Source organism: Paraburkholderia sp., assembly GCF_028283785.1.
GTDB lineage: Bacteria > Pseudomonadota > Gammaproteobacteria > Burkholderiales > Burkholderiaceae > Paraburkholderia.
This window is the reverse complement of sequence record NZ_JAPWKB010000021.1, coordinates 145,509-170,790: the sequence shown is the minus strand read 5'-3', so window position 1 is coordinate 170,790 and position 25,282 is coordinate 145,509. Positions and strand designations below refer to the sequence as shown.

The 25,282-nt window shown below is 61.4% G+C and carries 22 protein-coding genes and 1 pseudogene; 11 read left to right on the top strand and 12 right to left on the bottom strand.

Annotated features, from left to right (window positions below; genetic code table 11):
• The coding region (locus PW947_RS31170) for an APC family permease (RefSeq protein WP_299636752.1) at nucleotides 1-968 on the bottom strand (968 nt) is incomplete at its 3' end.
• Nucleotides 969-1,566: 598 nt separating this feature from the next.
• The gene (locus PW947_RS31165; protein ID WP_299636737.1) at nucleotides 1,567-2,040 is read right to left on the bottom strand and encodes an Lrp/AsnC family transcriptional regulator; all 474 of its coding nucleotides are present in this window, start codon (nucleotides 2,038-2,040) and stop codon (nucleotides 1,567-1,569) included.
• A gap of 241 nt (nucleotides 2,041-2,281) precedes the next feature.
• Between PW947_RS31165 and PW947_RS31160 the strand changes: the two genes are divergently transcribed.
• The 3 genes from PW947_RS31160 (at nucleotide 2,282) to PW947_RS31150 (ending at nucleotide 5,350) form a co-directional block, all read left to right on the top strand.
• Complete coding sequence (locus PW947_RS31160) at nucleotides 2,282-2,467, top strand: hypothetical protein (protein WP_299636735.1); 186 nt, start codon at nucleotides 2,282-2,284, stop codon at nucleotides 2,465-2,467.
• A 140-nt stretch (nucleotides 2,468-2,607) separates the two neighbouring features.
• A complete protein-coding gene (locus tag PW947_RS31155; protein ID WP_299636733.1) occupies nucleotides 2,608-3,984 on the top strand; it encodes a glutamine synthetase family protein in 1,377 nt (458 codons plus the stop codon).
• Nucleotides 3,985-4,036: 52 nt separating this feature from the next.
• Nucleotides 4,037-5,350 (top strand): FAD-binding oxidoreductase, encoded by a 1,314-nt coding sequence (locus tag PW947_RS31150; RefSeq protein ID WP_299636732.1) that lies wholly within the window; start codon nucleotides 4,037-4,039, stop codon nucleotides 5,348-5,350.
• A gap of 29 nt (nucleotides 5,351-5,379) precedes the next feature.
• On the opposite strand, the gene PW947_RS31145 is transcribed toward PW947_RS31150, so the two are convergent.
• Together PW947_RS31145 and PW947_RS31140 are read right to left on the bottom strand one after the other, a co-directional pair.
• The gene (locus PW947_RS31145; protein WP_299636731.1) at nucleotides 5,380-6,171 is read right to left on the bottom strand and encodes an MBL fold metallo-hydrolase; all 792 of its coding nucleotides are present in this window, start codon (nucleotides 6,169-6,171) and stop codon (nucleotides 5,380-5,382) included.
• Nucleotides 6,172-6,217: 46 nt separating this feature from the next.
• Nucleotides 6,218-7,024, bottom strand: coding sequence for an alpha/beta hydrolase (locus tag PW947_RS31140; protein ID WP_299636730.1), 807 nt, complete (start codon nucleotides 7,022-7,024; stop codon nucleotides 6,218-6,220).
• 114 nt (nucleotides 7,025-7,138) lie between these two features.
• Here PW947_RS31140 and PW947_RS31135 point away from each other — a divergent pair, with 114 nt between their 5' ends.
• Nucleotides 7,139-8,056 (top strand): LysR family transcriptional regulator, encoded by a 918-nt coding sequence (locus tag PW947_RS31135; RefSeq protein WP_299636729.1) that lies wholly within the window; start codon nucleotides 7,139-7,141, stop codon nucleotides 8,054-8,056.
• A gap of 20 nt (nucleotides 8,057-8,076) precedes the next feature.
• Here the strand turns inward: PW947_RS31135 and PW947_RS31130 are convergent, their stop codons facing one another.
• Nucleotides 8,077-8,928 (bottom strand): aldo/keto reductase, encoded by an 852-nt coding sequence (locus PW947_RS31130; protein WP_299636727.1) that lies wholly within the window; start codon nucleotides 8,926-8,928, stop codon nucleotides 8,077-8,079.
• Between the two features lie 92 nt (nucleotides 8,929-9,020).
• Nucleotides 9,021-10,010, bottom strand: coding sequence for an aldo/keto reductase (locus PW947_RS31125; RefSeq protein WP_299636726.1), 990 nt, complete (start codon nucleotides 10,008-10,010; stop codon nucleotides 9,021-9,023).
• Between the two features lie 166 nt (nucleotides 10,011-10,176).
• On the opposite strand from PW947_RS31125, the gene PW947_RS31120 reads away from it, so the two are divergent.
• Together PW947_RS31120 and PW947_RS31115 are read left to right on the top strand one after the other, a co-directional pair.
• Nucleotides 10,177-11,151: a LysR family transcriptional regulator gene (locus PW947_RS31120; protein ID WP_299636724.1), complete on the top strand. Its 975-nt coding sequence runs from the start codon at nucleotides 10,177-10,179 to the stop codon at nucleotides 11,149-11,151.
• A gap of 247 nt (nucleotides 11,152-11,398) precedes the next feature.
• Nucleotides 11,399-13,078 carry an ATP-binding cassette domain-containing protein gene (locus tag PW947_RS31115; RefSeq protein WP_299636722.1) on the top strand — a complete coding sequence of 560 codons (1,680 nt, stop codon included), beginning with the start codon at nucleotides 11,399-11,401 and terminating at the stop codon, nucleotides 13,076-13,078.
• 99 nt (nucleotides 13,079-13,177) lie between these two features.
• Here PW947_RS31115 and PW947_RS31110 read toward each other — a convergent pair whose 3' ends face one another.
• A complete protein-coding gene (locus PW947_RS31110) occupies nucleotides 13,178-14,071 on the bottom strand; it encodes a LysR family transcriptional regulator (RefSeq protein ID WP_299636721.1) in 894 nt (297 codons plus the stop codon).
• A gap of 128 nt (nucleotides 14,072-14,199) precedes the next feature.
• On the opposite strand from PW947_RS31110, the gene PW947_RS31105 reads away from it, so the two are divergent.
• Nucleotides 14,200-15,075 (top strand): hypothetical protein, encoded by an 876-nt coding sequence (locus tag PW947_RS31105; protein WP_299636720.1) that lies wholly within the window; start codon nucleotides 14,200-14,202, stop codon nucleotides 15,073-15,075.
• A gap of 286 nt (nucleotides 15,076-15,361) precedes the next feature.
• Nucleotides 15,362-15,475, top strand: a pseudogene (locus PW947_RS31100) (branched-chain amino acid ABC transporter substrate-binding protein); the annotation flags it as partial.
• Nucleotides 15,476-15,573: 98 nt separating this feature from the next.
• Here the strand turns inward: PW947_RS31100 and PW947_RS31095 are convergent.
• On the bottom strand, nucleotides 15,574-17,661 hold the full coding sequence (locus PW947_RS31095) for a secretin N-terminal domain-containing protein (protein ID WP_299636718.1): 2,088 nt from the start codon (nucleotides 17,659-17,661) through the stop codon (nucleotides 15,574-15,576).
• Between the two features lie 551 nt (nucleotides 17,662-18,212).
• Between PW947_RS31095 and PW947_RS31090 the strand changes: the two genes are divergently transcribed.
• Nucleotides 18,213-20,297: a phosphatase PAP2 family protein gene (locus PW947_RS31090; RefSeq protein ID WP_299636716.1), complete on the top strand. Its 2,085-nt coding sequence runs from the start codon at nucleotides 18,213-18,215 to the stop codon at nucleotides 20,295-20,297.
• A 171-nt stretch (nucleotides 20,298-20,468) separates the two neighbouring features.
• On the opposite strand, the gene PW947_RS31085 is transcribed toward PW947_RS31090, so the two are convergent.
• Together PW947_RS31085 and PW947_RS31080 are read right to left on the bottom strand one after the other, a co-directional pair.
• Nucleotides 20,469-21,068, bottom strand: a complete 600-nt coding sequence (locus tag PW947_RS31085) for an NADPH-dependent F420 reductase (RefSeq protein ID WP_299636714.1) — start codon at nucleotides 21,066-21,068, stop codon at nucleotides 20,469-20,471.
• Nucleotides 21,069-21,161: 93 nt separating this feature from the next.
• A complete protein-coding gene (locus tag PW947_RS31080; protein WP_299636750.1) occupies nucleotides 21,162-21,896 on the bottom strand; it encodes an SDR family oxidoreductase in 735 nt (244 codons plus the stop codon).
• A 106-nt stretch (nucleotides 21,897-22,002) separates the two neighbouring features.
• Here PW947_RS31080 and PW947_RS31075 point away from each other — a divergent pair, with 106 nt between their 5' ends.
• A complete protein-coding gene (locus PW947_RS31075; RefSeq protein ID WP_299636712.1) occupies nucleotides 22,003-22,950 on the top strand; it encodes a LysR family transcriptional regulator in 948 nt (315 codons plus the stop codon).
• An 85-nt stretch (nucleotides 22,951-23,035) separates the two neighbouring features.
• On the opposite strand, the gene PW947_RS31070 is transcribed toward PW947_RS31075, so the two are convergent.
• The gene (locus PW947_RS31070; RefSeq protein WP_299636710.1) at nucleotides 23,036-23,431 is read right to left on the bottom strand and encodes a VOC family protein; all 396 of its coding nucleotides are present in this window, start codon (nucleotides 23,429-23,431) and stop codon (nucleotides 23,036-23,038) included.
• Nucleotides 23,432-23,448: 17 nt separating this feature from the next.
• Nucleotides 23,449-24,192, bottom strand: a complete 744-nt coding sequence (locus PW947_RS31065) for an SDR family oxidoreductase (RefSeq protein ID WP_299636708.1) — start codon at nucleotides 24,190-24,192, stop codon at nucleotides 23,449-23,451.
• Between the two features lie 134 nt (nucleotides 24,193-24,326).
• On the opposite strand from PW947_RS31065, the gene PW947_RS31060 reads away from it, so the two are divergent.
• Nucleotides 24,327-25,214: an AraC family transcriptional regulator gene (locus PW947_RS31060; RefSeq protein WP_299636707.1), complete on the top strand. Its 888-nt coding sequence runs from the start codon at nucleotides 24,327-24,329 to the stop codon at nucleotides 25,212-25,214.
• The last annotated feature ends 68 nt before the right edge of the window (nucleotides 25,215-25,282 follow it).

Sequence of the window (25,282 nt, the reverse complement as noted above, 5' to 3'; positions counted from 1 at the left end):
CCGTGAACGAATCCCGCCATCACCGCGCCGACACCTGAGCCATCGACGACGCTCGGCGCGAGCATGCCTTGCAACCCGAGTTCGCCCTGAAACGCGATCGGCACGACGATAAACATGAACAGGCACAGCAAGCCCGACGAAAAAATCGCCTTGAACGTGTCCTTCTGCGGATCGCGGAATTCGCGGGTGTAGCAGACCGCCGTTTCGAACGCGAAGGTGGACCAGCATGCGAGGAACATTGCGCCCATCGCGGTGCTGACGCCTGCCGCGTTCCAGTGACCCATCACGGCCGCGCCGGACGCGTCATGCGTCAACGGCAGCAGCGGCAGGAAATGCGTGGACGGCATATCGCCGGTGACGAGCGGCACGATCGACACCACCAGCAGCGGCGCCAGCGATGCAATGCCCAGAATGCGCTGCGTCTTCGCCGCCGCCGACACACCCGCGTGTTGCAGCTTGAACGCGATCAGCAGGAACGCAGTGGCGAGCAGGAAGGTCGCGTTGATGCGCAGCGTCAGCCCTTTGGTGATGAAGCCCAGATCGAGCAGCGTCAGATGCCATGTATTGATCGCCGCGTCGGCCGGGAACAGACAACTCAGCATGTAGCCGGCAGCGAGACTCGTGCCGAGCGCGAGCATCGGCGACCACGCAATCCAGTTGCACCAGACGGACACCGGCGCGACGAACTTGCTATAGCGGACCCAGCCGAGCGCGCCATACACCGACGCGCCGCCCGACTTGTGCGGATAGAGGCCGGAGATCTCCGCGTAGGTGAAGCACTGCGCGAAACCGATCAGGATCGCGACGATCCAGATAAACCACGCGGGTTGGCCGATCGTCGCCGCGACGCCGCCGATCGTGAACAGCACGCCCACCGGCACGCCGCTCGTGACCCAGAACGCGTCTTTCCACGTCAGGTCGCGCTGGAGTTCATGGTTGTCCCCGGCCGCGTGGCCGGTTTTGCCCATCTGACTGGTTTGAGGGTCCAGCACGCGTGCCTCGGTCGATGCAGTGCGCGCGGCGTCGGAAGCCGCAAAGGTTTCGTCTTGCACGCTCATCATCGCTCTCCTTGGCGCAGCGCGTCGGCTGCGGGTGCGAGCGTCGCGCATTGCGCAACGTCGGAAATGGCTGTCTGCATGGATGTCACTCTCATCTCGGGGTTGTACGGCGATCTCGCGATGAGTGAATCCTAAGCACACAAATTACGCGTGTGTATACTTTTTTACCCTAATACCGTTGCAATGCGCAGTTTTGTCATTTGAATTTTGCGCTTTGCGCATAACAGGTGCGTGGTGCACCGATGCCGTGCGGCACGGATGCGCATCGCGTGAAGTGGGATCTGGCGTGGCGCGCGCCCGCAGCACCGGGCAATGGCCGGACTGGGAACGCATTCGGGGAGATAGGAAGGCGCGCGCGAAGCATGCACGATGCGCCATTTTGAAGCATCCGGACTGCGCGATGCGCAATTCCGGACTGTCATTCTTGCGCAACATTACTTGCGTCGCTGCCCGTGCGGATTGCGCAACACGACGGCGCGCGCCGCCGGTTCCGCAAACGTGCGCACGGTCAGTCTTCGGCTTGCGCTTCGAGCGGGGGAATCGTGAAACGGATTTTGTGGACCTTGACCTCGTGCATCATCCGCACCGCCAGCACGCCGGGCAGCGCACGCACCTTTTGCTGCAACGCGAACAGCGCTTCGTCGTCGCGACACAGCACTTGCACGCACAGATCGGCGCCGCCGAGCGTGGTGGACAGATAGCTCACTTCGGTCCAGCGGCCGAGGTTATCGACCGTGCGTTCGTGATCCTGCGGCGCGATATCCACGAACAGCAGCGCGAGTTTCGCGTCACCCAGTTTGGACGGATTCGTGAACGCGAGAATCTGCAGGATACCCAGTTCCTGCAAGCGTTTGACGCGCGTGCGAACCGTCGCTTCGGGCACGTTGACGTTGCGCGCGATCTCGCGGAACGCGCGTCGTCCGTCCTCCTGCAGTTCGCGAACGATCTGAAAGTCGAGGGGATCGAGAGTCGAAGTGGGCATAGGCGATAGTCGGTTGGAAGGAGGTGCGCAAAAACGCACCCATATTTTAACGCATTGCAAACAATTTAATGCCGTAGTAGATTGAATGCGCAATCCAAGGACACGAAAAAAGCGATTAGGGCCAATTCGAGCCGTCTGGACTGCGCAACGCGCAATATATTTGACCGTGTTCTGCGCGTTGCACGATTGCGGAGCCGTACGTTCCGCTACGGCCTGAAGCCCTCTTCGAGCGTTGATCGACATGCCACCCACCGACTTTTCGCCCCGTCGCACCTACCGGACCCGCCACGCGGAACCGGTCGGCGCACGCACGCGACTCGTCGCGGCGCGGCTCAATCCTGCGGTCAACGTGATCCTCGCTTTCTGGGCGCTGTTCCACTGCCGCCACGCGCGCCCTCCGCTACCGCCGCGCGTCTACGGCCGCTGATCGGTACACAACGCCGCATTCGGTCGCGCGCGGCATACGCGCCGCACACACGGGTCGCACATCGCCGCCCATTGCTATCCATTCGTGCTTCCGCACTTCGCGGAGGACGACCCACGCGCCAACGCGCGAAGAGAGTCACCATGTCATTCGCCAATACCTTTGCTGACGAACAGGAAGCCCTGAATTTTCTCGAACAGAATCCGGATATCGACCTGTTCGAACTTTTTATCGTCGATGCGGCCGGCGTGCCGCGCGGCAAGCTGCTGCATCGTGAGGAACTGCTCGCCGTGTATCGCAGCGGCCGCCCGTTGCCAAGCGCGATCATGAACCTGACGATCAACGGCGACGACACCGAAGACAGCGGGCTCGTGTGGGACGTCGGCGATATCGATTGCCGCGCGTATCCGTTGCCGGGCAGCCTGGTCCGCCTGCCGTGGCGCAAGATGCCGACGGCCGCCGTACAGGTGCAGATGCATCCCGTGGAAGGCTTGCCTGCCGGTGTCGCCGATCCGCGTCAACTTCTCGCTCGCATCATCGACGGTCTGCAAGCGGACGGCTTGTATCCGGTGATGGCGTGCGAACTGGAGTTCTATCTGTTCGACGCGAAGCGCGATGCGAAGGGCCGTCCGCAACCCGCGCTCGATCTCGACGGCGACCGTCCGCGCACGACGCAGGTGTACGGCTTGCGCGAACTCGAACAGATCGAGCCGTTCCTGAAAGACCTGTACGACGCGTGTCGCGAACAGAAGATTCCCGTGCGTACCGCGATCAGCGAATACGCGCCCGGTCAGGTCGAAATCACACTGGAACACGGCCCCGCGCTCGAAGCGATGGATCACGCAGTGCGCTACAAGCGCATCGTCAAGGGCGTGGCCGCCGCCCACGGGATGAACGCGTGCTTCATGGCGAAGCCTTTCGCCGAGATCGCCGGGTCCGGCATGCATATGCATGTGAGTCTCGCAGACAAGGACGGCGTCAACCTGTTCGCGTCAGAAGACAAGGCCGGCACGCCGCTGCTGCGCGAGGCTGTCGGCGGCATGCTGCACGGCCTGCTCGATTCGATGCTGCTGTTCTGTCCGAACGCGAACTCGTACCGCCGTTTCCAGGCGAACAGCTACGCACCGTTCACGCCGACATGGGGTGTCGATAACCGCACCGTGAGTCTGCGTGTGCCGGGCGGCCCGGCGTATAGCCGCCACGTCGAGCATCGCGTCTGCGGCGCTGACGCCAACCCCTATCTCGCCGCAGCGGCGATTCTCGCGGGATGTCATCACGGCGTGCGCGAGAAGCTCGATCCGGGCGCACCGGTCGAAGGCAACGGCTATGCGCAGGCCACCGCGCTGCTGCCGACCGACTGGCTCAGCGCCCTGAATGCGCTGGACCGCTCCGACTGGGCGAAAGACGTGTTCGGCGCGAAGTTCCTGAAGGTGTTTATGGCGATCAAGCGTGCCGAGTACCGGCAGTTTATGAGCGAAGTCGGCGAGCAGGACTGGCGCTGGTATCTGAACCAGGCGTGAGCATCGCGCGACGCGAAACCCCGACTTTGATCAGGATCACCAGGAACTCGTGATGAATGCAGCACTCCCTCTCAACGCGGCTGCGCCCGAGCGCAGCCCGTCGTACTACACCGCGACGATCGGCCAGGAGACCGCCTATCCGCAACTGGAAGGCGAGCAAACGGTGGATGTCGCGATTATCGGTGGCGGCTTTACCGGCGTCGCAAGCGCCGTCGAACTGGCCGAGCGCGGCCTGAAAGTTGCCATCGTCGAAACGAACAGGATCGGCTGGGGCGCGAGCGGTCGCAACGGCGGACAGATTACCGGCAGCCTGTCGGGCGACGCCGCGATGCGCAAGCAGATGCGCGCGACGCTCGGCAACGACGTCGACGACTTTATCTGGTGGCTGCGCTGGCGCGGTCACGAGATCATCGAATCGCGCGTCAAGAAGTACGGTATTGCGTGCGATCTCAAGCACGGCCATTTGCATGCGGCGATGAAACCCGCGCACATGCGTGAGTTACAGGAAGGTCTCGAAGAAGCGCAACGGCGCGGACTGGGCGACGCGGTCGAACTGCTCGACCGCGACGGCGTGAAAGCGATTCTCGACACCGATCTCTACATCGGCGCGCTGAAGAATATGCGCAACATGCACGTTCATCCGCTGAATCTGTGCATCGGCGAGGCGGCCGCGGCCGCGCAACTGGGTGCGCTGATTTACGAGCATTCGGAAGTGCTGGATATCGTGCATGGCGCCAGGCCTGCGGTCATCACGTCGGGCGGCAGGATCAACGCGCGACAGATCCTGCTCGCCGGCGACGTCTATCACAAGCTCGAAAAGAAGCAGCTGGACGGCAAGATCTTTCCGGCGATGGGCGGCATCGTCGCGACCGAGCCGTTGGGCGAGTTGGCGTCACGGATCAACCCGCAGGATCTCGCGGTGTACGACTGCCGTTTCGTGCTCGACTATTACCGCCTGACCGCCGATGGCCGTCTTCTGTTCGGCGGCGGCGCCAACTATTCGGGCCGGACATCGCGCGATGTCGCGAGCGAACTGTTGCCGTGTATCGAGCGCACGTTTCCCGCGTTGAAGGGCGTGCGGATCGATTTCGAATGGACGTGCGCGATGGGGATCGTCGTCAACCGGATTCCACAACTGGGCAAGCTGTCGGACAACGTCTGGTATTGCCAGGGCTATTCGGGGCACGGCGTCGCCACCAGTCACATCATGGGCGAAATCATGGCCGAAGCGATCTCCGGCACGCTGGAACGGTTCGATACGTTCGCCGCGTGCCGGCATATTCGCGTGCCGATGGGTGGGTTGATCGGCAATCCGTTGCTGGCAGCGGGTATGTGGTACTACCAGATGCTGGAGCACATGCGGTAGCGGTGGGCGTGGGGTTTATTTCCCACGCGTCACTCGACACACTCCCCCACCTTGCGCTCAGCGCAGTCACAACCGATCGCCCGCATCCCGTACTCACGACCCGGCGTCAGATTCCGCAATGAAAGCGCATGGCGGCGCACTTCTTTCGCGGGCAACGGCCCGCCGTGCCCCATATGAAAACGCTGCATGCCCGCGTCGACCATGCCCATCAGTTCAGCACCGACGGCATGCGGATCGTCCTCGAACGGTGGCCGTATCGCGTGACTCGTGCGGATCAATCCGCCAAGCAGGACGCCGGACGCGACGAGGTCGCCGACCAGTGCGTCGCCACTACTCAGTTCAACCGATACGGAGCCCGCCGTGTGGCCGGGCGTGTGCCTTGCCACGCCGTCGATGCCATAGCGGCTCAAATCGAAACGGGCGTTGTCCTGCAGCAGGATGTCCGGTGTGAAAGCCGAGTACGGCTCGCCGGGCACGCCCGATCGCAGGAACAGCGGTCCCCACCAATGGGCGACGCAGTACGTCATTTCCTTGCGCCGCTCGTAGTAATCCAGATCGCCGGCATGCGCGAGGATCGGTGCGCCCGTCAATTCGCGTAAGCGCGCCGCCGAACCGGCGTGGTCCGTATGCGCATGAGTGACCACGATCAAGCTGACATCGCTAAAACTGCGACCGTGCTTCGCCAGCGCGCGCCCGATCTTGTCCTCCGAGCCCGGCGTGCCCGTGTCTACGAGAACGCAGCCCTTTTCGCCGATGATCAGGTGGCAGTGAACCATGCCGAACGGCAGGATCGGAATCGTGATGATGGTCGGTGTGTTCATGATGTGCGTCCCAGTCGGTTATTCATGGCGTCATTCCCCGGACGGTTCAGTTCAACCCGAGCGGATTGGCGACCAACTCGACCGCTGCAACGAATCGCGCGATGATCTGCGCCACCTCGTCCGGTGCTTCTAGCGGCGACAGGTGCCCGGTTCCCGGCAAAATATGCATCCGTGCATGCGGAATACGCGGCAGCAGTTCCGCCTGCAAGGTGGCGACGCGATCCACCTGGTCAAGCTCGCCGGAGATCACAATGGTCGGCGCGTCGATCGACGCCACCGCTGCGGTGATGTCTTCGCGCATGCCGATGTTCGGCCACGCCGCCTTCGCCTGCGGTGCCGCCTTCAGGCTGTCCTCGATCACTTGCTCCCGGCGCGCAGCGTCGAGCGGTTTTGCGGTGAGCACGTGATCGATCACGAATTCGACCGATTCACGCGACTGATACGCGCCGGTCAACGTCGCGCGCTGCTCGTCGGAAAGACACATCGGCGACGGAGGCGACGGCGCAACGAGAACAAGCCCCTCCAGCCCGGCCGGCCGGCGCGATGCGATCAGTTGAGCCACCTTGCCGCCCATCGAATGGCCGACCAGCACATAGCGCTGCAAACCCAATGCATCGATGACACCTTCGGCGTCGGCGGCAAGATCGGCAATCCGGTAGCCGTCGGCGGGCGCATCGGAATCGCCCCAACCCCGGTGATCGATCGCAACGATCCGGTAGCGATCGGCCAATTCACTTGCGACGCCGTCCCAGGTCCGCGCCGAGCCACCGTAGTAGTGCAGGAACACCAGCGCCAGCTCGCCGTGGCCGCGCTGCGTGACATGAATCTGCGTACCGTTCGATCCGATTTTCATCTTCCTTCCCCTCACCATTGCGTAGTGTTCGAATGGTAGATTCAAGTGGCCAGTTTGATAATTGCCGGATTGATGTATTCAGTCGATAATGCTGTTATCGAATCGGAGGACACAATGGACCGCCTGACGAGCCTTGGCGTGTTCGTCTCTGCTGTAGAAGAAGGCAGTTTTGCCGCTGCCGCGCGCCGTTTCGGGCTATCCGCAGCAATGGCGGGCAAGCATGTCAGCGCAATCGAGGCCGAGCTGAATACGCGGCTCCTTCAGCGCACCACGCGTCGCTTGAGTCTGACCGACGCCGGCCAGACTTACTACGAGCGCAGCAAGCGGATTCTCGAAGCATTCGACGAAGCGAATCGTGAAGCGGGCGATGCGCAAGGCACCGCGCGCGGCGTGCTGCGCGTCGCCGCGCCCGTCACGTTCGGTGCGATGCACCTGGGCGAGGTGGTCGCGCGCTACCTGGACGACCATCCGCACGTCAACGTGGAAGTGGTGCTCGGAGACCGCTATGTCGATCTGATGGATGCGGGTGTCGACGTGGCGATCCGGATCGGACGGTTGCAGGATCCCGGTCTGGTCACGCGCCGGCTTGCGCCGTGCCGGATGGTCGTCTGTGCGTCCGCCGCATACCTCGAACGCCACGGAACGCCACGCAAGCCCGAAGACCTGCAACGCGCGCAGCGGCTTGCTTTCAGCGAGGCCGTGTCGGCCGGCGACTGGACGTTGTTCGATGCGAAAAACCACGCGCACGTTATCGACGGTCCGTGCCGGATGGCCGCTAACAATACGCAAATGCTGCTCGCGGCCGCCCTCGCCGGCGCCGGCATCGCATACGGCCCGACCTTCGTATTTGGAGAACACCTCCGGCGTGGCGAACTGGTGGCGCTGCTGCCCGCTTATCGCGCGGCGGATCTGGTGATTCAAGCGGTGTATCCGAGCGCACAGCGCATCCCGCTCAAAGTGCGTCGATTCGTCGACTATCTTGCCGAAGCATTCGGCGATGAACCGCCGTGGGACCGGAAGACGGGGTTTTGAAGAGCGCTCGGCGCCGCATTTCAAAGACCCAGCTTCCGCTCGCTCATCCATTTCACGATCGCCGGATCGCGATGAGAGAAGAAGCTGCTCTTGCCCGTCTCCAGCGTGGTGACGAACTGCATATCGTCTTCGGATAGTTCGAAATCGAAGACGGCCAGGTTCTCCTGCATCCGCTCTTTCCGCACGGATTTCGCGAGCGCGACGACACCGCGTTGAACCAGCCATCGCAGCACGACCTGTCCAACGGTTTTGCCGTAGCGCCCGGCGATCGCCACAAGGTGCTCGTTCTGAAACAGGTTGTTCCGGCCTTCGGCGAAAGGCGCCCACGCCTCCGGCTGCACGCCCAGCTCACGCATGAAGTCGATGCTTTCGGTTTGCTGGTGGAAGGGATTCACTTCGATCTGGTTGACGGCGGGCTTCACGTCGTTGAAAGCCGTGATGTCCATCAGCCGGTCCGGCTGGAAGTTGCTGAGTCCGATCGCGCGCAACTTACCCGCGCGGTGCGCGTCTTCCATCGCTCGCCACGCGCCGTGAACGTCCGAGAACGGCTGATGGATCAGAAACAGGTCGAGGTAATCGAGGCCGAGCCGCTTCAGCGACTGGTCGATCGCCACGCGCGCGCGTTCATACCCGGCGTCTTCGACCCACAGCTTGCTGGTGACGAACAACTCGTCACGCGGTACGCCGCACTGCTTGAGGCCTCGCCCGACGGCTGCCTCGTTCTTGTAGGACGCAGCCGTGTCGATCAGCCGATAGCCGGCCTGTACCGCGTCCACGACGCAGCGTTCGCATTCCGCGTCGTCGGCGATCTGGAAAACGCCGTAGCCGAGGATCGGCATCTTCATGCCATTGTTCAGTGTCACGTGTTGCATGGTTGATCTCTTGTGTGGATAGTCGATGGAACCGGCAGGAACGCTCAGGACGCCGGGGATGCCGCGTTCCCGGCGTGTCATGCCGCTTCGTGTCAGCGACCGACGCGAGCCTGCAGCGCGGCCGGGTAGCGGTCGCCATGAATGGCGACCGATGCGAGTGCCTGTGCAATAAGCTGAAGATCGGACGCAGACAGTTCCACTGCTGCGGCGCCCAGGTTTTCGTCTAGTCGATGCAATTTCGTCGTGCCGGGGATCGGGACGATCCAGGGCTTCTGGGCGAGCAACCAGGCCAGCGCGATTTGCGCCGACGTCGCGCCCTTGCCGCGGGAAATTTCGCCAAGCACGTTCACGAGCGCCTGGTTGGCCTCGAGCGCTTCGGACGTGAAACGCGGAACGACGCTGCGGAAATCATCGTTGCCGAAGGTGGCGTTGCTGTCGATCGCGCCGGTGAGAAAACCCTTCCCGAGCGGGCTGAACGGCACGAAGCCGATACCCAGCTCCTCCAGCGTGGGCAGGATTTTGTCTTCAGGCTCGCGCCACCACATCGAATATTCGCTCTGAACAGCAGTCACGGGCTGGACCGCGTGCGCACGCCGGATGGTCTGCTCGCCCGCCTCCGACAGGCCGAAGTGCTTCACCTTGCCTTCGGCGATAAGCGCCTTGACGGTGCCGGCGACGTCCTCGATTGGTACGTCCGGATCGACGCGATGCTGATACAGCAAGTCGATGACGTCGGTCTTCAGCCGCTTGAGCATCCCATTGACCGTCTGGCGGATGTGATCCGGCCGGCTGTTGAGGATTTGCTGCTTGCCGTCGTCGCCGAAAGTGAAGCCGAACTTCGTCGCGATCACCACCTGGTCGCGGAACGGCGCCAATGCTTCACCGACCACGTCCTCGTTGACGTAGGGCCCGTACACCTCGGCGGTATCGAAAAACGTCACGCCGCGGTCGAAGGCGGCGCGAATCAGCGCCACGGCTTGCGGCCGATCGGTAGCCGGTCCGTAGCCGTGGCTCAGACCCATACAGCCCAGACCAATCGCCGAAACTTCGAGCCCGGACTGACCGAGTTGTCTTGTGTTCAAGATGCGCTCCTGGTAGTAGACGACAGGGCCAGTGGCCCGATGTCCATGACTTTAAGCGCCTCAGTTTCAAGCGAATAGCCGAGTTTGACTTGTTCCAGTATCAATCTATGATTGATACTGACGATCGGCGCGTGCGCGCTTTTTGCGCCCGGCACACGGAGTGAACATGCCCATCAACGACTTCAAGGCCATCGCGACGTTCGCGAAAGCCGTCGAGCTCGGCAGTATCCGGCAGGCTGCGCTGGCGCAAGGCGTCACGCCTCAGGCGGCCAGTCAGGCCATCGCGCAACTGGAGCAACATCTCGGCGTCCGCCTGTTGCACCGGACGACGCGCAGCCTCGCACTAACCGAGGAAGGGCAACGTTTCCTGGAGAACACGCAGCCCGCACTGGCGGCGCTCGACAGGGCGCTCGCACTGGTGCGGGAGTCCAAAGAGGACATTGCCGGACCGCTGCGTATCGTTGGCCCGAAATCGTCGTTTGCGACCATTCTGATGCCGCTGCTCGACGCGTTCTGCCGCGAGCATCCCGGCATTCGGCCCGATGTCCAGCTCGACGACGGTATCGGCAACTGGGTGCTGGACCGCGTCGATGTCGGCTTCCGGATCGGCGAGTCGGCCAGCGAGGGCGTCATCGGCCGACAACTGTTCCCGATCCAGATGATCGTGTGCGCGACGCCTGAATACCTGAAGGCGCATGGGACGCCGTCGAGTCTGGATGACCTGACCGCGCACCGCTGCAGCGTGTTTCGGCATCCGGTCACGGGAAAGGTCACGCCCTGGTATTTGACCGTCGATGGAAAACTCGAACATCGACAGATGTCTCCCACGTTCGCCACCAACGATTCAGAGCTTGAATTGCAAGCCGTGCTGGCAGGGCAAGTGATGGGACAGCTCGCGAGTTTCTCCGCTGCAGCCCATATCCGTTCGGGACGACTGGTGCCGGTGCTGCTGGAAAACATGAGCGCCCACATCGGTTTGCATCTTTATTACGGAAACAGGACAGCACAGCCCAAGCGGGTGCGCGCATTTCTGGATCTTGCGCTCGCTCGCCTGCATGACTGCAGCGACTACGTCCTCTCCGACAAAGAACTGGGGCGATTTAGCGCGCGACCGAAGCGGTCCGGTCGCGTGGAATCTTGATCCCTGTTGAACCCATTGGCCGGGCGATCGGCCACGTCGCGAAGCGGGCATTCTCCTTGCATCGTTCAAGCGTCAGCGATGGGTCGCTTTATGGCAGTCGCGGGCCCCGAAACAGGTGCGCCCGATGCGCCCGCGCATGCCGTGCTGCACGGCCGGCGCGCGCCGCAAAGCGCACGCGGCTCAGAAAAGAAGCGGCCCCAGCACGTCCGGTCGGCTATCATGCCACTCCTCTCCGAAGTAGCTCCTTATGATTTCCGTCCGTAATCTCACGCTCCGCCGCGGTATCAATGTCGTACTCGACCGCGCATCCATCACCTTCACTCCCGGCGAAAAGATCGGTCTCGTCGGCCGCAATGGCGCGGGAAAATCGTCCTTCTTCGGTCTTCTTAGCGGCAAATTGCACGAAGAAAGCGGCGAATTCTCGATTCCCGCTGCGTGGAAGATGGGCCAGGTCGCGCAGGACATGCCGGAGACCGAGCAAAGCGCCACCGACTTCGTGGTCGAAGGCGACACCGTGCTGCTGGCCGCGCAGGCCGAAGTGACCGAAGCCGAAGCCAGCGACGACGGTATGCGCATGGCGCACGCGTACATGGCCCTGCACGACGCCGGTGCACACGATGCCCCCGCACGTGCTCAAGCGCTGATCCAGGGCCTTGGCTTCACCGCTGCGCAGTTGAGCCAGCCGGTCAACAGCTTCTCCGGCGGCTGGCGCATGCGACTGCAACTGGCGCGCGCGCTGATGTGTCCGTCCGACCTGCTGCTGCTCGACGAACCGACCAATCACTTGGACCTCGACGCACTGGTCTGGCTGGAAGCGTGGCTCAAGCGCTATCAGGGAACCATGGTCGTGATCAGCCACGACCGCGAATTCCTCGACGCGGTGACGCAGGTGACGGTGCACGTCGACAACGCCAAGCTCGTGCGTTACGGCGGCAATTACAGCAAGTTCGAAGAGATGCGCGCCGAACAGCTCCTGTTGCAGCAGGCAGCGGTAGCACGGCAGGCGGACAAGATCGCTCACCTGCAGAAATTCATCGACCGTTTCAAGGCCAAGGCCTCGAAGGCGAAACAGGCGCAGAGCCGGGTCAAGGCGCTGGAACGTATGGAGAAGATCGCACCGGTGCTCGCCGACGCGGAGTTCACCTTCGAGTTCAAGGAGCCCCTCAACGTCCCGAATCCGCTGTTGTCGATGCTGGACGCGAGCTTCGGCTATCCCGCGCCGACCGACGCACTGCCGGGCACGCCGCCTACAGTCATCGTCCAGGGCATCAACCGTTCCGTGCTGGCGGGCCAGCGCATCGGCATTCTCGGTGCCAACGGCCAGGGCAAGTCCACGCTGGTGAAGACGGTAGCGCACTCGCTGGCGCCGATCGCCGGCGAAATCAGCGAAGGCAAGGGCCTGAATATCGGCTACTTCGCCCAGCAGGAGCTCGACGTGCTGCGCCTGCTCGACACGCCGATGGAACACATGATCCGGCTCGCGAAGGACACGCCGGCTCATATGCGCGCGCCAGGCCAGAGCGGAACCGAGCAATCGCTTCGCACCTTCCTCGGCACCTTCAACTTCAGCGGCGACATGGTCCATCAGGTGGTCAGCACCATGAGCGGCGGCGAAAAGGCGCGGCTCGTGTTGTGCATGATCGTGTGGCAGCGCCCTAACCTGCTGCTGCTCGACGAGCCGACCAACCACCTGGACCTGGCCACCCGCGAAGCGCTCGCGATGGCGCTCAACGAATTCGAAGGCACGGTGATGCTGGTCAGTCACGACCGGGCCCTGCTGCGCGCCGTGTGTGACGAATTCTGGCTGGTCACCAAGGGCGGCGTCGAACCCTTCGACGGCGATCTCGACGACTACCAGCAGTTCCTGCGCGACGAAGCCCGTCGCATGCGCGACGAAGCTGCGGCCGAGCAGAAGGTCGTCGGCTGACGTACGGCTACGCCGCCATTCGAACCCGACACGTAGATCGCCGACACGGGGACGTGTCGGCGTCGGCCCACTCGCAGCAGCGTGTGACGGCACTGCGCGTCAAGGTTCTTCACGCGCAAATGCCGCAACCAGATAGTCGATAAACACCCGGACCCTCATCGGTACGCGGCGACCCGCTGGATAGACAAGGTGAATCGGCACGCGCTCGGGTTGCAGATCCGGCAGCACCACGTCGATCTCGCCGGACTGAATCTCTTTCGCCATCAGCCAGTACGGCGCCTGGGCAATGCCCAGGCCGCACAACACGGCCGCTCGAATATGCTCCGCATCGCCCGTCAGCAGCGAGCCGTGCGGCACATACGACACTCGCTCCTTCCCAACCTTCAGCGACCACGGATAACGCTCGCGGCCATTCGCAAAAACGATGCAGGTGTGCTGATCGAGGTCCGCAAGCCGCGTCGGAATGCCGTGAGCCGCCAGATAAGCCGGGCTTGCCGCAAGCACGAAGTCGGTCTCGGACAGCTTGCGCGCGGTCAGGGACGAGTCCACCAGCCGTCCATGACGAACCGCCAGATCGACGCCGTCGCCGACCAGATCGACATGCCGCTCCGACACCGACAACTCGATCGCGACGTCCGGATACTGACGAAAAAACGCCGGTAGCAGCGGCGTAATACAAAGCCGGCCATGCGCCGGCGCCGTATTGACTCTGACCACGCCGCGTGGCGACTGCTGGCGCTCACCGACCGACGACTCGAGCGCGTCGAAGTCGTCCACCAGTTGCCTCGCCGACTCGTAGAACGTTTGTCCCGCGTCCGTGATCACGACCTGGCGCGAAGTCCGCAAAACGAGCTGGGCACCCAGATGCCGCTCCAGCGCACCGATCTGCTTGCTGACCGCAGGCTGTCCAATGCCTTCCTCCCTGCCGACGGCGGAAAAACTGCCGCACTCGACGAGGCGTACAAACAGGCGAATCGCGTTCACTCGATCCATAGGGGCTACTCGCATCAATTCCAGAATGGAATGGATGGTATGTCCTGAGACAGCGTTTCGGCAATGACTGAAGTTGCTTATCGTACGGGTCATGCAGTCACCGACACCTAAACCAGAGGATCTGAACGATGAAAGCGATTTGTGTAACGCCTGGCCGCGAGCTTGAGGTTCGTGACATCCCGACGCCGAACGAACCTGCGCCCGGTCATGTGCTGATCGACATGGATGCGTCGGCGATCAACCACGGCGACAAGACTTTCCTGAAGATGCCCACGGCGGCCGGCAATGCGTTCGTGCTGGGTCAGCATGACGTGTGGGGTGCGTCGGGAGCCGGACGCGTGATCGCGGTGGGCGCCGGCGTACCCGTCGAATATATGGGCAGGCAGGTGGCGATCTACCGGTCGCTCGACAGACGCCCGGAGAGTGTCGGGCTGTGGTGCGAACGGGCACATGTGCCTTATATGGCCTGCCTGATCTTGCCGGAGCATGTCCGCACGCGCGACTATTGCGGCTCGCTCGTCAACGTAATGACGGCCTACGCGTTTCTCGACGAGATCGCCGACGCGGGCCACAAAGGTGTCATCGTCACGGCCGGGAATTCGGCCACCGGCCACGCGCTCGCTGCGCTTGCGCGCAGCAGAAACATGCCGGCGATTTTTCTGGTGCGGACCACGGCCGCGCGCGACGCGCTGTCCCGTTTGGGCGTCGAGCATGTCATCGTCACCACCGAGGGGCTTCACCGACACGCTCGGTGCGCTGGCCACCGAACTCGGAACGACGGCGGTATTCGATGGCGTCGGCGGCGACCTGCTAACGACAATCGTACCCAGCTTGCCGATGAATTCGACGATCTATTTCTACGGGTTTTTGGGCGGCGCTGCGCCGGTCTCCATTCAGTCCGTCCTGTTCATGATGAAGAACCTGACCATGAAGCGGTTCAGCAATTTCGAAAGCCGGACGGTAAAGGAGCAGACAAGGCTCGTTGCCGCGCTGAAAACGCTTGAAGGCATGATCGACGATCCCATGTTCACGACCCGAATCGGCAAGGAATTCCGTAGCGATCAGATCGAACTCGCGATGGCTTACGGGTCGCCGGATGGGGCTAAAGCGGTGCTCGTGATGTAGGTGTTTGCGGACCCGGTCGCAGCGTACGCAGGCCGGGTTACATACTCACGAATCGCTGTAGAAGCCGTCGTTATCGAGCCGCGCGCAGAGATACAATTTCTTCTCTCCCCATGCCCGAATTTCGCGATTTTCGCGGCATGAAGCGCAAAATTTTTGCGCGTGTGCGGGGATCGCGTGTGTACAGAGTCGCTTGCCGACCTGGCCGGTACGGCGACCGACAACGTCGTCTGCTCCGAAGCAGGTATGGCACTGTCGAAGATGCCGGGTGGCTCGGCATTTGTCGAAAAGATAGCGAGAGGACGGGTATCTCAAGCCCGCGCAGTGAACTGGCGTGTCCCCACGCCAGTTGAACTTCCGGCGAAGCGTCCTCTCGACGCTCACTTCGCGTTGCTATCCAGCTTGGGCTCCATATGCGTCAGGTCGAACACATTGGCTGCGCCGTCCGGCTGATTGCCATTGTCCGGCGGCGGAACCGGTTGCGTGTCGTCCTTCTCCGTCCAGTTATCGGTTTTATAGTTGAGCGATTTTCCGCGGATATAGCCGTACCGGTCCGCTGAGATCGCTTTCAATGTGGACGCGTCCTTTACGATCACCGGCCGCAGAAAGATCAGCAGGTTCGTCTTTACTCTGCTCTTCGTTTCGTTCCTGAACAGATATCCCAACAACGGTACCTTTGAAATCCACGGCAGCCGGCTGTTCGCATTGTCATACGCATCGCTTATCAAGCCGCCCAGCACCACGATCTGACCATCGTCGGCAAGGATCGTGGATTGCAGCGAGCGCTTGTTGATACTCGATCCGCCGGCATTGTCCGCCGATCCGCTGATGACACTCGAATCTTCCTGATAGAGCTGCAACTTGATCGTTCCGCCCTGGTTGATCTGCGGCTTCACGTCCAGCATGATCCCGACGTCCTGGCGATCGTACGTATTGAATGCCGACGCAGAAGAGGAACTCGTACTCGCGGTCGAATACGTACCGGTCTCGACCGGAATGTTCGTTCCGACGAGTATCCGGGCTTCGTGGTTGTCGAGCGTAACCAGACTCGGCGTGGATAAAATATTCACGTCGGAGCTCGTCTGTATGGCCTGGAATAGACCTTTGGTGCCGAGAATATTTCCAAAGCCCGCGACGATCCCCACATTGGTCGTCGTTTCGGCGAGGGCCGCGAGGCCGGTCGTGGTCAGCCACTGAATACCGAACTGCCCGGTTTTATCCGACGACACTTCCATGATCAGCGATTCGATATAGACCTGAACCTTGCGTTGATCCAGCCGGCTGATAATCGTACTGAGATTCCTGAAGACGGGTTCCGACGCGGTGATGATCAATGAATTGGTCGACACATCGGCGACGATTTCGCCGCTCGCTTTATCGTCGCCGTCACCTGTTCCGCCTGAAGCACTTCCGGTGGCGCCGCTAAACGGAGACGACGATGAAGACGACGTCGACGACGTGCTCGACGTACCCGAAGAGCTTCCGCTACCGGAACTGGGTAATGGCGGCAATGAGCCATCGCTATCCGAAAGCTTGGATGCGCTTTGCCCGCTGCTTTTGGATTGGCTCGTGCTGTCGGTCGAATTCCCGGCGCTCGACAGACCCAGTACCTTGCGAAGCGTCTTTGCCATTTCTGTAGCATCGGCATTTCGCAGGCTAACGATGTGAATATTTCCCGGCGTCCGAACCGGTGTATCGAGCTTGATAACGAGTGCTTCCGCCTCGCTCAGGCGCGCGGCCTCATTCGTGCGCAGCACGACCGAGTTGGTGCGGGGGTCCGCCGCGACGGTCACTTTCTGCGTCGGGTCCGATTCACCAAGCGCACTTAAATCCAGCAGCTTTTGAAGCTGGGGAACAATGGTCGCAGCATCGGCGAAGTTGAGCTGTACGACATCGATATGCGCGTCGGAAGCGGCGTCGATACCGGCGATAACCGCCGCGATTCTCCGGATATTGTCCGCGTAATCGGTGACCACAACCGTGTTGTTGCCGGAATAGGCGCTGACCGTGTTGTTCGGCGAAATGAGTGGGCGCAGGATCGGCAAGACGCTACTCGCGGAAGCCCTGCGCAGGTGAAACACTTGAGTGACAACCTGGTCGCCTTTGGCGACGGGCTCATTTCCAACATAGGTCGACACGCCTTGCAGCTTTGCGTCAGCCTCCGGCACGATCTTGTATACGCCGTGATCCTGTAATAGCGAGAACCCCTGCATCCGCAATGCGGACTGAAGTGTCTTGATGGCCACCTCCTCGGACACAGGTTTTTCCGATGTCAGATCGATGATGCCTTTCACTCGCGGATCGACGATTATGGTCTTTCCGGTGGCCACGCCGATCGCGCGCGCCACCTCAGTGATATCCGCACTCGCAAAATTCATCGTGACGCTGGCCTGGGACTCATGCGAACAAAGCAGAAGCGATGTACAGACCACGGAGGAAAACAGACTGCGAAGAGATTGTCGTTTCATGTAGATTGTTTGCCGAATAATCGATGAACTTGCCGCTGATTCTTTGGATTAATTTCGGCGATATTTTTTATTTTTCACTAAACAGTCACAGATATTTCGAAAAGTTTCTAATTAATTCGTGCTGCAATGAGTTTGCATACATATTAAAAATCTAAAATTTCGTGGCGAAAAAGCGGATTATATGGCGATGTAGTTTCGGTATTAAGAAAGCGTGCATTTGATTTTCTAACCGAAACTTTTGATAATATTTTGCAATATCTGGCTGTATCGGCAGCCGCAATCATTGAGGATTTGCTGGTCTTGCGCCACGCGTCGCGGGCACTCGGGAAGCCATTCGTTGCGCCCAACCTCGCAAGCCGGAATCCATGCCGGCTGATGTCTTGCGAGTGGGCACGGCAGCACCTGACACAGCGCGACCATTCGGTCCGTATCCGCAAACAGCGAGACGAAGAGAGAACATTCGAAGAAATATCTCGAATGTAATGAAACTTTAAAAATGTAAATTTACGATGCGCGATTTCCCCCGGTCTTGTCCTTAAGGATTTCCGCGTATGTTTCAGCTAAATAGCAGATCTCTCCAGATTGCATCATTCGTGAGCCTGGCATTGCTTTCTGCATGTGGCGGCTCCAATTCAGCAACGACCGCAAGCTCGACGACCGTGCCGTCGGCGCCTGCCGACCCGAGTACCGTCGACAGTGCGCCGGTCAACACGTCGGTTCCGGCCTACGTCGACACCTACTACACCAATCTGGCGGACAATTCCTGCTACGACTCGGTCACCACCAACGCTGCGGTCCGGGCGCTCAAGGGCTTCCTGGATCTGTGGACGCCGGTTACCGCCTATGTCGATGCCGATACCTACAGTGGTTCCGGCTTGAGCGCGAGCACCGACCCGGATACCGGCGTCGCCTGCGCATCGGTTCCTGCCTCGACGTGGGACGGCACGGCCAGCAGCGGCGGCACGATTCTCAACAGCAGCATCATCAGCACCAACACCAGCTACGTCGAATCCGTCGCAGCCAGCCGCGACAACAGCGTCAACGGCACCTCCAATACCGCCAAGGACAGCGACGGTGAAGTCGCGTACAAGGTCGATGTGGGCTCGAAGGATTACAACCTCGGTGAAGGTGCCGGCGTGCTGGCTACCGCCTGGCGCAGTGGCCTGGACGCGACTGAAACCATCACCTACGTCAACGCGACTTCCGGTAGCAGCGCCACAGTCTCGGAAGGCGATGCGTCGGGCCAGCTGGCCAACGTTTTCACAATGGCCGGCAGTAGCGGTGTCGGCAGCTTTGCGACGGGCAACACGACCAAGTACTACTTCAAGTACGCGCGGCCGTACATGTGGTCCAGCCAGGGCGTGAGCATCGTGGTGCCGGCGTTGCAGTCCGCGCAGACCCCGACAGCGGGCCTGAGTGCTGCAAAGAACGGTGGCTTTGCGAGCGGCCACGAAGCCGAATACGTGCGTCGCGCCGCCGCGATGGCCTATGCGCTGCCGGAACGCTTCCAGGAGTTCTACTCGGCGGCGCTCAAGTTCGGCGAATACCGCATCATCGCTGGCGTGCACTCACCGCTGGATGTGATGGGCGGCCGCGTGGTCGGCCTCGCGGCAGCGGCGGCCAATCTGTACAGCGCAGAGAATTCCGCGCTCGCCAGCAAGTACGTCAATACCATCCTGACCACGAGCTTCAAGACCTCGACCCGCAGCCAGGCGCTCTCGACGATGCAGTCTGCGGCAGGCACAAGCACGTGGAAAGACTTTTACGACTATCTGCACTCCGGCACGCAGAGCACGGACAGCACCGCCAGTGGCTTCGACCTGTACTACGACCACGACAAGAACAAGACCGAGTTCGAGCGCCGCATGACGGTTGGCATGTCGGGTTACGCCAACCTCTACTCGACGACCACGGATCCGATCGTGCCGAAGGGCGCCGAAGTGCTGCTCGAAACGCGCTATCCGTACCTGAGCGCCGATCAGCGCCGCGTCGTGCTCAAAACCACCGAGCTCGCGTCGGGTTACCCGGTCATCTCCGATGCCGAAGGCTGGGGCCGCCTCGACATGTTCAAGGCAGGCGATGGATATGGCGCGTTCAACGGTCTGGTTACCATCAGCATGGATTCTTCACTCGGCAGCTTCGCCACTTACGACATCTGGCGCAATGACATTACCGGTTCGGGCAAGCTCAAGTTCAAGGGTGACGGCACGCTCGAACTGGCGGGTGCGAACACCTACAGCGCGGGTACGGAAGTCGAGGGCGGCACGCTCGAGGCAGGATCTGCCACCGCGTTCGGTACTGGCGACGTGTACCTTGGGGCAGGCACTATCACCATTGCCGCATCGGTGCCGGTGAAGGTGGCGGGCAAGTTCACCGAACTGGCCGGCACGACGCTTGAACTGGACATCGATGGACAGGGCGGCGGCCAGTTGTCGGTGGGTGACCAGGTGACCGTTGCTGGCGGCACGCTGCACGTGACATTCGTCAACGGCTATACGCCGAAGGCGGGCGACACGATCACGTTGATCAATGGCGCAGCGGCCAGCGCAAAGTTCACTTCGGTCGTGGTGGATGGCGGGTTGAAGGGCACGCTGACGTATTCGTCGAGCGGCGTGTCGATCAAGCTGTCGGCCTGATCGAGAAGCACAGACGGTTTGATCAACGCGTGATCGTCAGGCGGTTGGCATCGGTGACCACCATGCCAACCGCCGATCTACAGACGGGCGTTGTATTTTTCCTGGATGGGTCGTATCAGGATTTGACGCGACGGTGTGCACGACACCGCCGCGTCAAGATCCAGAACCCCATCAGTCGAACTTCACCAGATCCTTGAAGATCAGTTGACCCCAGACGTTTCCACGCGCGTGCACGAGCAGTCCCCCTTCCGAAAGCCCGCCCAGTTTGATCGGCGCGAAACCGAGATTTTCCGCAAGCGTACCCATCTCCGTTGCGGCGGCGTCATCGTCGCTCGCGAGGAACACGACTCGCCTGCCACCACGTGCCACCGGATCTTGCGCTAGGACGGAAGCACCCAGATGATTGAAGCCCTTGACCAGTCTACCGCCGGTGAAGGCCTGCGCGACCGCCCTGGAAGAAGGTTGTCCGCCCAGTTCCTCAGGGGATACACCGTAGGTATTGGTCACATCGACGATGGTCTTGCCCTCCCAGCTGGGCAGCGCCTTCGCGACATCCCGATGCGACTCGAAACGGACAGCCAGAAAGACGATGTCCGCCTTGACCGCATCCGCCAGTGTCTTGGGAATGATCTTGGGTCCGATCGCGGCCGCATCGGAAGCAAAGCTTTCCGGATCGCGAGTGGTTGCAACGGATACTTCGATGCCGCTTCGGGCAAATGCCTTGGCCAGCGCCTGGCCGATCTTGCCGAAACCGATAATTGCGTAGCTCATCTATTTTCCTTGGGTTGACCACGCCCGACGGGCTCCGGATATCGATTGGAGCGACCGGCCGGGCGCAGCGTGTGTGCGTGCTTGCGTAGCGTGTCAGAGTTGCGCAAGGCCGCCGTCGACGGCGACCTCGCTGGCGGTCATGAAGCTGCTGTCCGGCGACGCGAGAAAGGCGGCCACCGCTGCGATCTCCGCAGGATCGGCCATGCGCTGAAGCGGCGTCATCGACGCGAACACTTTCTGACCCTCCTCGCCTAGCGCTTCCTTCGCGAGTTCGGTCGCCGTCGCTCCGGGTGACAACACGTTTATCCGGATGCCGGTGCCCTTCAGATCCTCCGCCCAGGTCCGCGCAAGATTGCGCACGGCCGCCTTGCTCGCGCTGTAGGCGCTCATTGCCGGAGCGCCCGTGGTGCCGGCGCTCGATCCGGTCAGGATGATCGAACCGCCGTTGCCCATCAGCGGCAGCGCCTTCTGGACCGTGAAGATCGTCCCCTTCACATTGGTGTCGAAGGTTTCGTCGATGTGCGCGGCGGTGATCTTGCCGAGCGCAAGCTGGCTTCCCGCTCCGGCGTTGGCGAAGACGATGTCGAGGCTTCCGCGCTCGGCTTTCACCGCCGCGTAGAGCCGGTCGAGGTCGTCCAGATCGGAGACCGAGCCTTTGACCGCACGCGCATTGGGCCCGAGGTCGGCCACAGCGGCGTCGAGCGCGTCCTGCCGCCGGCCGAAGATAAAGACGAACGCGCCCTCGTCGATGAAGCGCTTTGCTGCGGCGCGGCCGATGCCGGTCGCGCCACCGGTGATCACAGCGGTCTTTCCATTCAATCTGTTCATGTCATGCATCCTTCGAAGCAAAAGTGACAAACACGATTCTGAAGGGCTTGATTCATGAAGCCAATTGACTAAATATCTATATGTTCCATCTACTCTTTAGATACCTATGCTCGATAACGTCACGATCAATCAGCTTCGGGCCTTCGTTGCCGTGTGTGACCAGGGAAGCTTTTCCGGGGCTGCAAGGGAGTTGAGGCGTGCGCAGTCGGCGATCAGTCACGCGATCAGCGCGCTCGAGAGTGCGTTCGATGTGCTGCTGTTCGAGCGCAATGCGCGCAAAGCGACGCTTACGGCCGCGGGCCGCAGCCTGCTGCCTGATGCGCGTGCGGTGATCTCACGCACCGAGGAAATGAAGATGCGCGCGGTGGCGATTGCTGAAGCGGGGGTGCCGCAGGTGTCGATTGCAGTGGATACCTATTTTCCGCGCGCGCACCTGATCGAATGTCTGCGCAGCCTGCAAACGGACTTTCCGACCGTTGCAATCAATCTGCGCATGACGTCGATGCAAGGCGGCGAGCGTCTGGTTCTCGACGGCACGTGCGCATTGTCGGTGACGATCACCGACGTGCCGGAGCTGAGCCCGGGCACCATCGAGAGGCTGCATTTATGTGAAGTGCAAATGGTGACCGTCTGTGGGCCATCGCATCCGCTGGCTGCAATCGCGGGGCCGATCCCGCGCGAAGAATTTGGCCGGCATATCCAGCTCGTCGTCACCGACAATCAGCCCGATGCGGAAAAGACCCAACAGGGGGTCGCCGGTGAACGTCAGTGGCTGGTGAATGACCTCGGCGCGAAGTACGATTTGCTCAAGGGCGGCTTATGCTGGGGGCACATGCCGCATCACGTGGTCGCGGAAGACCTTGCGAATGGAACGCTTGTCGAACTTCAACGGCGCGCATGGCACATGCGCCCGCTGACGTTCATGATCTCGCAGCGGCGCGGGTACTCGTTTTCCGAATCCGAGACACAGCTGGTCGATCTACTTGGCAGTTGTCAACGCGCGGCGAAGCGTACGGGCAAACGCTCTGTTTCACGTAAAGGCAAGGATGCGTGAGGGGCTGGGCCTCGCCACCGATGCGTATTCCAACGCCATGCGGCCGACATAGCCCGTCGCGCCGCAAATCATCAGCGTCTTCATGTCAGTGCTGCCACTCCTTGTAGACGAATTCGACACTATAGCCGTCGGGATCGCGAACCTGAGCCGCGTAGTAGCGCGGGTCGTAATGAAGCTGCGCTCCGGGCGGATGGATTTTAGTGGCGCTTGCGGCTATCGCCGCGGCAAAGGCCGCATCGACCTCGCGCTTGCCGTTCGCGATGAAGCCCACATGAGCGGCACGGCCTTCGACCGTCCCTTCGCGCAACCAGAAGAACACGCGACCGTTCGCGCCGAAACCCTTGAGGTCGGGGTGGCCGGCAGGGCCTAACCTGCCGTCGTAGTCGACCGCATGCGTAATGCCGAGCGGTCCAAGCGTTTTCTCGTAGAAAGCAATCGAGCGATCGATATCGCTGACGGAGATAAAGACGTGGTCGAGCATGGTGTTCCCTCGTCGATTCAGATGATGTAGCCGCCAGCCACTTCGATATTCTGGGCGTTGATCCAGCGATTCTCTTCGGACAGCAGGCTGGCGATGACGCCGCCGATCTCTACCGGCTCACCGACCCGGCCGAGCGCCGTCTGTCCCGCAAGCATGGCCTCGAATTCATCGTTCAATCCACCACCCAACTCAGTACGGATCGCGCCGGGCGCGATCGAGTTCGCCCTGATCCGGCGCTCGCCGAACTCCTTCGCCATGTAGCGCGTCAGCACCTGCAGGCCACCCTTGAAGGCCGCATAAGGCGCGACGCCGGCAGTGGCAACACGGCTGGTCGCACTCGTGACGTTGACGATATGGCCACCGTCTTCGATGAGCGGCAAGAGCGCCTGAGTCAGGAAGAACGGCCCCTTGAGGTGGACGTTGAACAGACCGTCGAACTGCGCCTCGGTTACGTCCGGGATCGGAGCGTAGAGCCCGTACCCGGCGTTGTTGACCAGGAAGTCGAAGGTCTTTCTGTCCCAGATGGCATTGAGCTGTGCAGACAGCGTTTGGCGAAACTCGGGAAACGAGCGGCTATTGCCGACGTCGAGCTTCAGAGCGACCGCCTTCCCACCCATCCCGGCGATGGCCTTCACGACGTCTTCCGCCTTTTCCGGATTGCTGTTGTAGGTGACGACCACACCCATGCCGCGCCTCGCGCATTCGAGTGCGGTGCTGGCGCCAAGGCCGCGACTGCTGCCGGTCACGATGACAATCTTCATTGCGTCTCTCCTGTGTGTCTGGTGAGTGTGAAGATACGACTCCCGACCGTTGACTACTCACCCGATCCTCCTCGAAACTTGCCTATTTCTGCTTTCACGTTGCGTGCGCTGATGGCCTCTGTTAGCGTCCGACCATGGAACAGCAACTGCAAGAACTGAGAGCACTGGCCTCCCGGGCAGAGAACAGGCGCACGGAAACCGGCATTCCGCGTGTGGCAATGGTTCAAGGTGAAATCCCAGAGCACCGCCTTGCTGCCGTCTACGATCCAATGGTCAACCTGATCCTGACGGGGTCCAAAACGATGACAATCGGCGACCGGACGTTTCACTACGATCCGGCGACCTACTTCGTCATGTCCGTGGATCTCCCGGCCGTCGGGGCCGTCCATCCTTCAGCGACCGGCGCACCGTATCTTGCGGTCAGCCTGACGCTCGACGCCGCTATCGTCGCGGCGCTTATCCGCGACCTGCCGGTGAAGGTCGGCAGCGCGCTGTCCGACTCGGGATTCTCGGTTGCGCCGGTCAATGGTGAGCTTCTCGACGCATGGATCCGAATGCTTCGGCTGATCGAAAAACCGGACGAGATCGCGGTGCTTGCACCGTCGTACGAGCGGGAGATTTTGTTCCGCGTACTTCAGGGGCCGCTCGGCTGGATGCTGCGAGACATCGCATCGCCGGACACGGCGCTTTCGCGTATCGGTGTCGCAATCAACTGGATACGCGGCAACTTTGCCGAACAGATAAGAGTGGAGTCGCTGGCTGAGATGGCAGCGTTGAGCGTGTCGGCATTCCATCGCCATTTCAAGGCGGTGACGGCGTTGAGCCCGTTGCAATATCAGAAGCGAATCCGGTTGTTGCACGCACGGTCGCAACTGATCGCCGGCCAGGGCAGCGCGACGTCGATCGCATTCAGCGTCGGCTACGAAAGCCCGAACCAGTTCAGCCGCGAATATGCGCGCCTGTTCGGGCTACCGCCTTCCAAAGATCTTGCGAAAGCCACGCGAGAATTCCGGGGCGTTTAACAACTGCGCGAAGAACAGATTTGAGGCGGTGTTCGTACGCGCATCGAATATCCGAGGTGCACCTTCGA